The following is a 12312-nucleotide window of genomic DNA, read 5'->3' on the forward strand; positions in this document are numbered from 1 at the left end:
GTGAAAGGCTGTTGGCATTGCTGGGGTTCACCCTGGTGGTGCAGTTGAAGACGACGTCGACGGATCCGACGTTGGCGGCTACCCGGCAGGAGGATCTGGTCCGGATCTACTCGGATCTGGATTCCCGGGAGAAGCGGCTGCAGCAGGACATCGAGGCGCTGGAGGAGAGTCAGCGGCAGTTGCGTTCCGGTGAGCAGGGTCGGCAGGCGGCGTTGGATGAGGCCCGGCGGCGGGCGGACGAGCTGGGGATCCTGGCGGGGACGTTGCCGGCGCGGGGGCCGGGGTTGAGTGTGCGGTTCGTGGCGGGTGGCAAGCCGATCGCGGCGGAGCGGGTCCTGGACGCGGTGCAGGAGTTGCGGGGTGCGGGCGCGGAGGCGATGCAGATTTCCGGTGCGGGTGGGTCGCCGGTGCGGATCGTGGCGTCGACGTTCTTCCTGGACGGGCCGAACGGGTCGTTGGTCGTGGACGGGCGGTCGTTGTCAGGTCCGTACACGATCACGGTGATCGGTGATCCGGCGACGATGGAGACGGCCTTGAAGATTCCGGGCGGGGTGGCCGCGACGGTTGCTGGAGACGGCGGTAACGTGATCGTCGAGGAGCGTGAGGTTGCCGAGGTTTCGGCGCTGCACGGGCCGATCAAACTGGAACACGCCCGTCCGGTCTCGTGACCGGCGCGGCCCGCGCCGGGTTGTCCCGGTGCACCGATGGATGAAGGACGCGTCTGGTGATTCCTGAGGATCTGCGTTACACCGCCGAGCACGAGTGGGTGGTCGGTGCCGATGGCGGCAGGCTCCGTGTCGGTATCACTCATTTCGCGCAGGAGGCGCTGGGTGACATCGTGTTCGTCCAGTTGCCGGAGGTCGGTGCGGTGGTGGCTGCTGGTGAGCCGTTGGGTGAGATCGAGTCGACCAAGAGTGTGTCGGAGATCTACGCGCCGGTGAGCGGAACGGTGGCGGCGCGGAACGAGTCGCTGGGTGACACCCCTGAGGTGATCAACACGGATCCGTACGGTGCGGGTTGGTTGTTGGAGATCACCGCGGATGATCCGTCCGCGGTGGACGGGCTGTTGACGGCTGGTGCGTACCGCGAGCTCACCGAGAGCTGAGTGTTGCCTGTGCCGGGCGTGGGGACGATGATGTTTCCGCGCGTCCGGTTGCCCTGCATTTCGGCGCTGGCTAGGCTCGCCCAGTCGACCGAGATTTCCATAGTTGAGCGTTGTGTAATTGCCTTCCCGGGCACGGGGAGCCAGCCGCCGGGTGTGCGACTGCCCGGCGGCCAGACCCGCCATTACCCTGACGCTGACCGAACTGATCCGTGAGGTGGTCCCATGACGCGCCCAGGCGACGAGTTCCCCCCGCTCGACGTCACTTCGACGCTCAATCTCGGTTCGCTGGACGAAGTGTTGGAGGGTCCGGACACCGATGTGGTGCCGAGCCGGATGTCCGGCTCGTTGCCGCCGGGGATGGCGCTGCTGGTGGTGCGGCGTGGTCCGAACGCGGGTGCCCGGTTCCTGCTGGACCATGACGTGACCACGAGCGGGCGGCATCCGGACAGTGACATTTTCCTCGATGACGTGACGGTGTCACGGCGGCACGCGGAGTTCCACCGGGATGGTGGGACGTTCACGGTGCGGGATGTGGGTAGCTTGAACGGCACCTACGTGAACCGGGAGCGGGTCGAGGCGGCCACGTTGAGCAATGGCGACGAGGTACAGATCGGTAAGTTCCGGGTGGTGTTCATCGCCGGTCCGCGTCCGGAGGAGGAGGCCGGCCGGGGGTGAACGAGCCTGCGGCTTCCTCGCCGCCTGGGGCGGCCCGGTCGCATCCGCTGATGAGTATCGGCGAGGTGCTGGGGCAGTTGCGGGTGGAGTTCCCGGACGTCACGATCTCGAAGTTGCGGTTCCTGGAGGCCGAGGGGCTGGTGGAGCCGCAGCGGACGGCGGCGGGTTACCGGAAGTACAGCTGGGATGACGTGGCCCGGCTGAGGTTCGTGTTGACCGCGCAGCGGGATCAGTATCTGCCGTTGCGGGTGATTCGTGACCAGTTGGCGCAGTGGGATGCCGGTGGTGAGCCGCCGGGTTGGCAGCGGCCGGCGTTGGTGGCGGTGGGTCCGGGTGGTGAGGTTCCGGGCCGGTCGGTGGAGGAGCCCGAGTCGTCGCAGGTGCGGCTTGGGCGGGCTGATCTGGTGGCGCGTAGCGGGATCGACGAGTCGACGTTGGGCGAGTTGGAGCGGCTGGGTGTGCTGGTGTCGGATCCGCCGGGGTGGTATGACGCGGATGGGTTGATCATCGCGCGGGCGGTGGCGGGATTGGCGGCGTACGGGTTGGAGCCGCGGCATCTGCGGGGGTACCGGTCCGCCGCGGATCGTGAGGTGGGTTTGTTCGCGCAGTTGGTGGCGCCGTTGGTGCGGCAGAGTGATCCGGCGGCGCGGGCGCGGGCGGCGGAGACGGCGCGGGAGCTGGTGGCGTTGTCGCAGCAGTTGCACGCGGCTTTGGTGCGGGTGGGGTTGCGGTCGACGTTGGGTCGGTGAGTCGGTGGTGTCGTGCGGAGAGATCTGCCCCGGGAAGCGTGTCGTAGGCTTGCCGGGGTAAGCCTTTTCTGGCGCGGGCGTGGGGCTGGTGCGCATGGGATGACCGTGTCGCGGTCCGTGTACCGTGCAGGGATGGGCGCGGTGGGGGCTTGGATGACGACGACACGGAGGCGGCGGTGCGCGAGCTGAGCGTGGTCGGGGTTCGGGTGGAGCTGCCGAACAACCAGCCGATCGTCCTGCTCAGGGAGGTCGAGGGCGACCGCTATCTGCCGATCTGGATCGGTGCGGTTGAGGCTACGGCGATCGCTTACGAGCAGCAGGGGGTCAAGCCGGCCCGGCCGTTGACGCATGACTTGTTGCGGGACGTGTTGGCGGCGTTGAAGGCGCCGTTGCGTGCGGTGGAGATCACCGAGTTGAAGGAGAACGTCTTCTACGCGGATCTGCTGATCGGGGACGGGGTGCGGGTGTCGGCCCGGCCGAGTGATTCGATCGCGTTGGCGTTGCGGGTGGGTGCGCCGATTCGCTGTGCGGAGCAGGTCCTCAGTGAGGCTGGGATCGTGATCCCGGACGAGCAGGAGGACGAGGTGGAGAAGTTCCGCGAGTTCTTGGAGCAGGTACGGCCGGAGGATTTCGCCGGCTGAGGGGTGTGCGACCTCCTGACGGTGTCGTCACGGTGGGTGACGGGTTGGGGTGTGTCGTGTGCCTGTGCGGCGTGTCGCGGTCGTTCCTGCGGGGTAACTCCCGGGTGCGTCGGTAGGGTTGCCTTGTCGAGGGGTGCACGTTCCGGATACGACGTGTCACCGCACTGACGGGGAGGTTGTCGGGATGCACGAGCCGCAGGATCCTGAGCCGGGCACGGAGCGGGGCGGGCCGGGTGTGGCGGGCACGGACGGTGACGGTGTGGTGGGTTACCGGGGTGTGACCGCTTGTCACGCCGTGGGAATCAGCTACCGGCAGTTGGACTACTGGGCGCGGACGTCGCTGGTGGTGCCGAGTGTGCGGGACGCGTCGGGTTCGGGGACGCAGCGGTTGTACTCGTTCCGCGACCTGGTGGTGTTGAAGGTCGTGAAGCGGTTGTTGGATGCCGGGGTGTCCTTGCAGAACATCCGTAAGGCGATCGAGGCGTTGCGGTCGCGTGGGGTGGAGGATCTGGCGGGGATCACGCTGATCTCGGACGGGACGACGGTGTATGAGTGCCGGTCGCCGGAGGAGGTGGTCGACCTGTTGCAGGGCGGCCAGGGCGTGTTCGGTATCGCGATCGGTGGGGCGTTCAAGGAGATCCAGGGTTCGTTGTCGCATCTGCCGGCCGAGCCCGCGACGTCGGGCGGGGAGTCCGTCGGGTCGGCGTCGGAGGTGGGTGACGAGTTGGCGGCGCGTCGCGCGCGTCGTCGGGCGGGCTGAGTCTGTGTGGTGCGTGCGCCGCGGCCGTTGTCGGCCGCGGCGTTGTCGTGTCGGGTGACTGTGGTGCGGGCTGGTTCGGTGGTGTCCTTTGTGGTGTTTCCGTGGTGCGGTCGTCTTGTTGACAGTTGTGGGGTTCCCAGGAATCCTGTCCAGGGCGATCACCAGGAGCGCCGACTGGTCACGCTGAGTGACTTCTGGTGGGTGGCGTCGAGCTGATGCGGGTGATGACGCGGGTCGCGTCGGGCCTGCCGGAGGACGGGAAAAAGAGCCGAAGTGCACATAGACCACCATGTCGGCGTGGGCTCGGGGCGGGCCGGTAGCGCCGTGGCGGAGCATGCGGTGTCGGGCTGTCCGGTGGCGGTGAGCCGGTCGGCCGGTGGTTGCGTCGTGGCGGATGGCATGGACGTGGCCGAGGAGGCGGCGGAGTTCCTGGAGTTGTTCCACCGGGAGCGGCGGTTGCCGGGGCTCGGCGAGCGGCTGGCGCAGGTGCGTGACGAGATCGCGGTGACCGGGTCGTACCGGCACACCCGTAACGAGCTGGTGTACGGGGCGAAGGTGGCCTGGCGGCAGTCGGTGCGGTGTGTGGGCCGGGTGCGGTGGGCCGGGTTGAAGGTCCGCGATCGGCGGCATGTGACGACGGTGGCGGGAATCGCCCGGGAGTTGTCGGCGCACCTGGTGGCGGGGGACAACGGTGGGCGGATCCAGTCGGTGGTGACGGTGTTCGCACCGGATCGGCCGGGGGTGGGTCCGCGGGCGCGGATCTGGAACGACCAGTTGGTTCGCTACTGCGGGCACCGGCGGGACGACGGTTCGGTGCTGGGTGACCCGGCGCAGGTGGGGATGACGGAGGCGGCGCGGCGGTTGGGGTGGCGGGTGCCGCCGGTGCCGGGTCGTTTCGACCTGCTGCCGTGGGTGATCGAGACGGCGCGGGAGGAGCCGACGGTGGTGGAGGTGCCGCGGGAGTTGGTTCGTGAGGTAGCGTTGTCGCATCCGGATCATCCGTGGTTCGCGGATCTGATGCTGCGGTGGCACGCCCTGCCGGTGATCAGCAACATGCGGTTGCGTATCGGTGGTGTCGACTACAGTTGCGCGCCGTTCAACGGCCACTATCTCAGCGATGAGATCGGTACCCGGAACATGGGGGACCGGGATCGGTACGACCAGTTGCCGGTGGTGGCGCGGGCGTTGGGTTTGGACACCTCCCGAGAGGACAATCTGTGGCGGGAGCACGCGGTGCTGGTGATCAACCAGGCGGTGCTGCACTCGTTCGCGTTGGCCGGTGTGCGGGTGTCGGATCCGCACACCGAGTCCGAGCTGTTCATGAAGTTCTGCGCGCAGGAGGAGCGGGCGGGCCGGCCGGTGCACGGTGACTGGTCGTGGCTCAACGGCAGTGTGGGGTGGGCGGCGTTGCACGCGGTGCACCACCGCTACTACGACACCCGGGTGCCGAATCCGAACATCTGGCCGACGCCGCGGGTGTACGACCCCAGTGGTGTGGTGAAGTCGACGCTGCGGGAGCAGCACGCCACCGCGCGGTCGCAGGAGGTCTGACGGTATGGACAGCGCGGCGCTGCGCCAGAGTTGGAGCCAGTTCTCGGCGGCGGGTCCGGAGGCGGCCAAGTACTTCTACGCGACGTTGTTCGTCATGGCTCCGGAGGCCCGGTCGATGTTCCCGACGAACATGCAGTATCAGGAGGACAAGCTGCTCAAAGCCCTCGGGCACATCATCACGCACCTGGACGATCCGGCGGCGTTGGCGGTGTTCGCACGACGGTTGGGCGCCGACCACCGCCGGTTCCACGGTGAGGATCAGCGCGGCAATCCGGTGGCGTTGGGGCCCCGGCACTACGGGTGGGTCGGGCAGGCGTTGTTGGCCACGTTGGAGCGGTTCCTGGGTCCGGGCTGGACACCGGCGTTACAGGAGCAGTGGGCGGCGGCGTACGAGTCGGTGTCGCAGCTGATGCTGGCGGGGGCGGCGGAGTCGGAGCGGTCGTCGCCGCCGTTCTGGGAGGCGGAGGTGCTGGGCGCGGAGCGGCGCCGGTCGGACGTGGCGGTGTTCACGGTGCGGCCGAACTACCTGTGCAACTACGCGCCGGGGCAGTCGTTGCCGGTGCAGGTGCCGCAGTTGCGGTTGTGGCGGTATCTGTCGCCGGCGAACGCGCCACGGGCGGACGGCACGATCGAGTTCCACGTGCGGGCGACGGGGCGGTTCTCGACGCATGTGGTGCGCCGGCTGGGCACGGGGGACCGGCTGCTGTTGGGGCATCCGACGGGGACGGCGTTGTCGTCGTACGACCGGGCGCCGCACCTGCCGTTGCTGTTGATCGCCGGGGGTACCGGGGTGGCGCCGTTGCGGGCGGTGGCCGAGGCGTTGCAGCAGGGCCCGGGTCGGCGCACGACCCTGGTGGTGGGTGGCCGTACGCCGGAGGACCTGTACGACGACAAGGCGTTGGCGCAGTTGGCGTCGATGCCGGCGGCGGGGGCGTGGCAGGGCGGCGGCGCGGGCTGGTTGCGGTACGTGCCGACGGTGGAGGTGGGTTGGGGTTGGCAGGGTGCGGTCGGTAAGGCCGTGGAGACGGCGTTGCGGTTGGGGCCGTGGGAGGAGACCGAGGTTTTGGTCTGTGGGAGTCCGGAGATGACGCGGGAGACGGTCTCGGTGTTGACGCGTTCGGGGGTGCGTCCTGAGCGGATCCTGACCGAAAGTTACGATCATTCTCTCTATCCGCCCCTCGCCGAGGCCAGTACGGCCGTCCCGGGTGACTTCAGTTGGACAGGTGCCCGGTGAGCGTCGAGCACAGCGACCGGGTTGTCGCGTCCGGCTCGACGGAGCAGGGGGAGTTGGGCCGTCAGTTGTCGCTGTTGGAGGCACGGCGGTTCCGGGGCAGTCACTGGTTGTCCGCCGATGAGGTGACGGAGCTGGCGCGGGCCGGTGATGACCGGATCGGTCTGCTGGTCAGCGAGTTGGAGCGGCAGCGGCGGGAGAACCAGGGGCTGTTGAGCCAGGTGGAGATGCTGCGGCACGGGACGTTGCCGTCCACCGCGCCGCAGGGGCCGGATCCGATGGTGGTCGAGTTGGCGATGCGGGCGCAGGACGAGGCGAACCGGACCGTCGGTGAGGCGAGCGCGGAAGGCGCGGAGATCATCGCGGACGCGCGGCGGCAGGCCGACGAGATCCTCGCCGAGGCGCACCGGCGGGCCGGTGCGGTGGGTTCGGGGGTGCCGGCTCTGCCGGCGGGGCCGTCGCCGGAGGTGCAGCGCCGGTTGCAGGAGTTGGAGGAGCGGCACGCGGCGGCGATGGCGGCGGTGGCGGCGGCGCAGCAGCAGTTGCAGCGGTGGCAGGCGTACCTGGCGGCGCAGGCGGAGCAGATGCGCGTCGACGCGCAGGCGGTGGCGGGGGCGAGCGCGCAGTTGCGGGCGGTGCTCGGCGGCTGACGGGGCGCGTCGGTGTCATCATCGCGCGGGCGGCGGTCGTGTCGGTGTATGCGTGCGGTACCACCATCCGCCGCGAACCGGCGTCCGGCCGGTGGCCAGCGTGCCGCGCGTCGAGGGCGGGGCGTGACACGGCGTTTCGATCATGGCTGGCGCGGCGGGCGACGACGCTCACCTGGCCGCCCGCGCCCGCCGTGCGGCAGCATGGTACGGGTGACGGAGACAATCGACGCGCTGGCCGGTCTGGTGGCCGCCGGTGGTGTCGTGGTGTTGAGCGGGGCGGGCTTGTCCACCGAGTCGGGGATCCCGGACTATCGGGGGCCCAGCGGTGTGGCCCGCCGGCACACCCCGATGACGTACCAGACGTTCACCGGTGACCCGGTGGCGCGCCGCCGGTACTGGGCGCGCAGTCACCTGGGGTGGCGCACGATCGCTCGGGCCGTGCCGAACGACGGGCACCGGGCGGTGGCCCGGTTGCAGGCCGCCGGCCTGGTCGACGGGATCGTCACCCAGAACGTCGACGGGTTGCACACCGCCGCGGGCAGCCGCGAGGTGGTGGAGCTGCACGGCCGCCTGGACGAGGTGGTGTGTCTGGGGTGCGGCGGCCGGAGCGCCCGGGAGGACCTGGACCGGCGGCTGCGCGAGGCCAACCCGGGGTTCACCGCGATGGCCGGGGAGGTGCGCCCCGACGGTGACGTCGCGCTCGACGACGGGCAGGTGGCCGGGTTCCGGACGGTCGACTGCGCGTGCTGCGGGACGGGGATGCTGAAACCGGACGTGGTGTTCTTCGGTGAGGCGGTGCCCGCCGACCGGGTGGCGCGGTGTTTCGCGATGGTCGCGCGGGCGCGGGCGCTGTTGGTGCTGGGGTCGTCGTTGACGGTGCTGTCGGGGCGGCGGTTCGTGCTGCGGGCGGCCCGGCAGGGCATCCCGGTGGTGATCGTCAACCGGGGTCCGACCCGGGGCGACGGGTACGCGACCCTGCGGGTGGACGCGGCGTTGGGTGGGCTGTTGCCGGCGGTGGCCGACCGGCTGGGCGCCGGTCCGGTGGGTGCGGCGGCGCCGGTCGCCGGATAGCCGGGCGCCCTGGGGGGGTACGACGGCGGCCGGTGGCGGCGGCGCTGGTAGCGTTGACCATGCCGGTACCACCCACGCGGGAGAGACCGCCCCACCGTCGGGGCGGCGCCGAAGGGGCAGATTCTCCCCGGAACCTCTCAGGCAAAAGGACCGCGGGGGCAGGCACTGTGGAGCGCTGTGCGCGACTCAGGGGGAGGCCGACCCGTCGACCTCGCCCCCGCTAGGAGCGCAGCGCATGACCGCAGAGCAGTTTGCCGACCGGCACATCGGTCCCGGTCCGGCCGACGAGCGCCGGATGTTGGAGGCCGTCGGCTACGCCTCGATCGACGAGCTGATGGACGCGGCGATCCCCGAGGTGATCCGCTGGCACGGCACCCTGGACCTGCCGGAGCCGGCCGGGGAGCGGGAGGCGATCGCCGAGCTGCGGGCCCTGGCGGCCCGCAACACCGTGGCCGTGTCGATGATCGGGCTGGGTTACCACGGTACGCACACCCCGGCGGTGATCCGCCGTAACGTGCTGGAGAACCCGGCCTGGTACACGGCGTACACGCCGTACCAGCCGGAGATCAGTCAGGGTCGGTTGGAGGCGTTGCTGAACTTCCAGACGATGGTGACGGATCTGACCGGGTTGGCGACGGCGAACGCGTCCATGCTCGATGAGGGCACGGCCGCGGCGGAGGCGATGACCCTCGCGCGGCGGGTGTCGAGGAGCGCCAGCGCGGTGTACGTGGTCGACGCCGACGCCCTGCCGCAGACGATCGCGGTGATCAGCGGCCGGGCGGAGCCGCTCGGTATCGAGGTCCGCGTCGTGGACGTCGCACGCGAGGACCTGCCGGCGGAGTTCTTCGGTCTGCACCTGCAGTACCCGGGGGCGTCGGGGGCGGTGCGTGACCACACGCGCCTGGTCGAGGCCGCGCACGCGGTGGGGGCGTTGGTGACGGTGGCGGCGGACCTGCTGGCGTTGACGCTGCTGCGCCCGCCGGGGGAGATCGGCGCGGACATCGCCGCCGGCACCACCCAGCGGTTCGGGGTGCCGATGGGTTTCGGTGGGCCGCACGCCGGCTACCTGGCGGTGCGGGCGGGGCTGGAGCGGATGCTGCCCGGCCGGCTGGTCGGGGTGTCCCGCGACGCGGACGGCAACCCGGCGTACCGGCTGGCGTTGCAGACCCGGGAGCAGCACATCCGGCGGGAGAGGGCGACCAGCAACATCTGCACCGCGCAGGTGTTGCTGGCGGTGATGGCCGGCATGTACGCCGTCTACCACGGCCCGGACGGCCTGCGGGCGATCGCCCGGCGTACCCACGGCATGGCGGCGCGGCTCGCGGCCGGGCTGCGCGCCGGTGGGGTGCAGGTCGCGGACGTCGCGTTCTTCGACACGGTGACCGCGACGGTGCCGGGCCGGGCCGCGGAGGTGGTCGCGGCGGCCGCGGCGCGCGGCGTCAACCTGCGGCTGGTCGACGCCGACCGGGTGGGGGTCACCTGTGACGAGACGACCACGCCGGCGCACCTGGCGGCGGTGTGGGCGGCGTTCGGGGTGCCGGGTTTCGACGGTGCCGGCGAGGAGGGGCTGCCGGCGGCGCTGCGCCGCAGCAGTGACTTTCTGACCCATCCGGTGTTCCGCACCCACCACTCGGAGACGGCGATGCTGCGTTATCTGCGCCGGCTGGCCGACTTCGACTACGCGCTGGACCGGGGCATGATCCCGTTGGGGTCGTGCACGATGAAACTCAACGCCACCACCGAGATGGAGCCGGTGAGCTGGCCGGAGTTCGCCGACGTGCACCCGTTCGCCCCGGCGGCGCAGACTGCCGGGTACCGGGAGCTGATCGGCCAGTTGGAGCGGTGGCTGGCGGAGGTGACCGGGTACGACGCGGTCAGCGTGCAGCCCAACGCCGGGTCGCAGGGGGAGCTGGCCGGGCTGCTGGCGATCAGGGCGTACCACCGTGGCCGGGGCGAGGGGCACCGGGACGTGTGCCTGATCCCGTCGTCGGCGCACGGCACCAACGCCGCGTCGGCGGTGATGGCCGGGATGCGGGTGGTGGTGGTCGGCTGCGACGGCGACGGCGACATCGACCTGGTCGACCTCGACGCGAAGATCGACAAGCATCGGGACGCCCTCGCGGCGATCATGGTGACGTACCCGTCGACGCACGGCGTGTACGAGACGGGCATCGCGCAGTTGTGCGCGAAGGTCCACGACGCCGGTGGCCAGGTGTACGTCGACGGGGCGAACCTCAACGCGCTCGTCGGGTTCGCCAAGCCGGGCAGGTTCGGGGCGGACGTGTCGCACCTGAACCTGCACAAGACGTTCTGCATCCCGCACGGCGGCGGCGGGCCGGGGGTGGGGCCCGTGGCGGTGCGCGCGCACCTGGCGCCGTTCCTGCCCGGCGACCCGGGCGGCGTGGCGGTGGACGGCGGGCCGGCGATCTCCGCGGCCCGGTACGGGTCGGCGGGGATCCTGCCGATCCCGTGGGCGTACCTGAAGATGATGGGAGCGGCGGGGCTGACCCGGGCCACCGGGGTGGCGGTGCTGGCCGCGAACTACGTCGCGGCGCGGCTGCGGCAGCACTTCCCGGTGCTGTACGCCGGCAACAAGGGTCTGGTGGCACACGAGTGCATCCTGGACCTGCGGCCGGTGACGAAGGCGACGGGGGTGAGCGTGGACGACGTGGCGAAGCGTTTGATCGACTACGGCTTCCACGCCCCGACCATGTCGTTCCCGGTGGCGGGGACGTTGATGGTGGAGCCGACGGAGAGCGAGGACCTGGCCGAGCTGGACCGGTTCTGCGACGCGATGATCGCCATCCGTGGGGAGATCGACAGGGTGGGCTCGGGTGAGTGGCCGGCCGGGGACAATCCGCTGGTCAACGCCCCGCACACCGCGGCGATGGTGGCCGGCGACGAGTGGCCGCACCCGTACCCGCGGTCGGTCGGGGCGTACCCGGCCGGGGTGGACCGGGCGGGCAGGTACTGGCCGCCGGTGCGCCGGGTCGACGGGGCGTACGGCGACCGGAATCTGGTCTGCGCGTGCCCGTCGCCGCAGGCGTACGAGGACTGATTCGTGCGCTGCGCCGGGGCGGCGGATGTCGTGCCGCCCCGGCCGGTGGGGTCGCGACCTGGGGGAGGGCGGTCCCCGACCGGGGGACTAGCCTGTGGCGAGGTGACCCGCTCCGGTTACGGAACGTGGTTGCCTCAGGCGACGAGTGCGTGTCGGGCGGGTCCGCGGTGGGGGGCGATGGAGCTGCCGTCGGGGAGCAGTTCGCCGGTGTCCTCGAAGACGATGACACCGTTGCAGAGCAGGCTCCAGCCCTGCTCAGGGAAGCAGGCGATGACGCGGGCGGCTTCCCGGTCGGTCGCTTCGGCAGAGGGGCAGGTGGGTTGGTGCTGGCACATCGGGTTCTCCGGACTGTGGGGGCACTGTGTCATGGTTCACATGATCAGTGACGCACAGTACCAAGCGCATGCGCGCGGAATCGAGCAGCCATCCGCTTTGTTCACCGGAAATCCGCTGAACGGATGAGGAAGAATGAGCCAGTCGGCGTGGAAACGCTCCCACGACCGCCGATTGATCCACCGGGAGTGCCGGACCAGTGCCGCGGCGTACTGATCGAACGGGATCGCCGCGAGTGGACCGTCACCCAGGGTGGCGACCCGGCGGCCCTGGTCGAGACGTTCCTCGCCGCGCACGGACTGGACCTGACCGACCTGGCCCGACCCGCCGTCCACGACCCCGACGGCGTGTGCGGAGCCGCCCTGTTCGTCTCGGCCACCGCCGGCGCGGTCATGGCCGGCGGCGCTGCCGGCCCGCCCAGCCCGGTGCCCGGGCTGCCCGACATCGCCGTGGTCGTCTACGACCACGGCCCGGCCGCAGCCCGAGGC

At 70.7% G+C, this 12312-nt stretch carries 12 protein-coding genes, 1 pseudogene and 1 riboswitch; of the genes and pseudogenes, 12 read left to right on the forward strand and 1 reads right to left on the reverse strand.

What is annotated here, in order from left to right; translation table 11 throughout:
* From E1165_RS24500 to gcvP, 11 genes are all read left to right on the forward strand, one after another.
* The coding region (locus tag E1165_RS24500; RefSeq protein ID WP_132394103.1) for a DUF881 domain-containing protein at positions 1 to 668 on the forward strand (668 nt) is incomplete at its 5' end.
* 56 nt (positions 669 to 724) lie between these two features.
* On the forward strand, positions 725 to 1105 hold the full coding sequence (gene gcvH, locus E1165_RS24505) for a glycine cleavage system protein GcvH (protein ID WP_132394104.1): 381 nt from the start codon (positions 725 to 727) through the stop codon (positions 1103 to 1105).
* A gap of 222 nt (positions 1106 to 1327) precedes the next feature.
* Complete coding sequence (locus tag E1165_RS24510; RefSeq protein ID WP_088962138.1) at positions 1328 to 1780, forward strand: FHA domain-containing protein; 453 nt, start codon at positions 1328 to 1330, stop codon at positions 1778 to 1780.
* 50 nt (positions 1781 to 1830) lie between these two features.
* Positions 1831 to 2529 carry a MerR family transcriptional regulator gene (locus E1165_RS24515; protein ID WP_207917030.1) on the forward strand — a complete coding sequence of 233 codons (699 nt, stop codon included), beginning with the start codon at positions 1831 to 1833 and terminating at the stop codon, positions 2527 to 2529.
* A gap of 176 nt (positions 2530 to 2705) precedes the next feature.
* Positions 2706 to 3170, forward strand: a complete 465-nt coding sequence (locus E1165_RS24520; protein WP_132261839.1) for a bifunctional nuclease family protein — start codon at positions 2706 to 2708, stop codon at positions 3168 to 3170.
* 184 nt (positions 3171 to 3354) lie between these two features.
* Positions 3355 to 3930, forward strand: a complete 576-nt coding sequence (locus E1165_RS24525) for a MerR family transcriptional regulator (protein WP_132394106.1) — start codon at positions 3355 to 3357, stop codon at positions 3928 to 3930.
* 399 nt (positions 3931 to 4329) lie between these two features.
* Positions 4330 to 5481 (forward strand): nitric oxide synthase oxygenase, encoded by a 1152-nt coding sequence (locus E1165_RS24530; protein ID WP_132394111.1) that lies wholly within the window; start codon positions 4330 to 4332, stop codon positions 5479 to 5481.
* A 4-nt stretch (positions 5482 to 5485) separates the two neighbouring features.
* Positions 5486 to 6715 carry a globin domain-containing protein gene (locus tag E1165_RS24535; RefSeq protein WP_132394107.1) on the forward strand — a complete coding sequence of 410 codons (1230 nt, stop codon included), beginning with the start codon at positions 5486 to 5488 and terminating at the stop codon, positions 6713 to 6715.
* Entirely contained in the window at positions 6712 to 7362 is a 651-nt protein-coding gene (locus E1165_RS24540; protein WP_132394108.1) for a hypothetical protein, read from the forward strand. Before E1165_RS24535 ends, E1165_RS24540 begins: the two co-directional genes overlap by 4 nt.
* A gap of 201 nt (positions 7363 to 7563) precedes the next feature.
* The gene (locus E1165_RS24545) at positions 7564 to 8433 is read left to right on the forward strand and encodes an NAD-dependent protein deacetylase (protein ID WP_132394109.1); all 870 of its coding nucleotides are present in this window, start codon (positions 7564 to 7566) and stop codon (positions 8431 to 8433) included.
* Between the two features lie 67 nt (positions 8434 to 8500).
* Positions 8501 to 8596: riboswitch (glycine riboswitch) on the forward strand.
* Between the two features lie 72 nt (positions 8597 to 8668).
* Complete coding sequence (gene gcvP, locus E1165_RS24550; protein ID WP_132394110.1) at positions 8669 to 11491, forward strand: aminomethyl-transferring glycine dehydrogenase; 2823 nt, start codon at positions 8669 to 8671, stop codon at positions 11489 to 11491.
* Positions 11492 to 11625: 134 nt separating this feature from the next.
* Here the strand turns inward: gcvP and E1165_RS24555 are convergent, their stop codons facing one another.
* Entirely contained in the window at positions 11626 to 11826 is a 201-nt protein-coding gene (locus E1165_RS24555; RefSeq protein WP_123239682.1) for a DUF5999 family protein, read from the reverse strand.
* A 147-nt stretch (positions 11827 to 11973) separates the two neighbouring features.
* On the opposite strand from E1165_RS24555, the pseudogene E1165_RS24560 reads away from it, so the two are divergent.
* A pseudogene (locus E1165_RS24560) lies at positions 11974 to 12312 on the forward strand (anthranilate synthase component I family protein); the annotation flags it as partial.

The organism is Micromonospora sp. KC723 (genome assembly GCF_004348595.1).
Taxonomy (GTDB): domain Bacteria; phylum Actinomycetota; class Actinomycetes; order Mycobacteriales; family Micromonosporaceae; genus Micromonospora.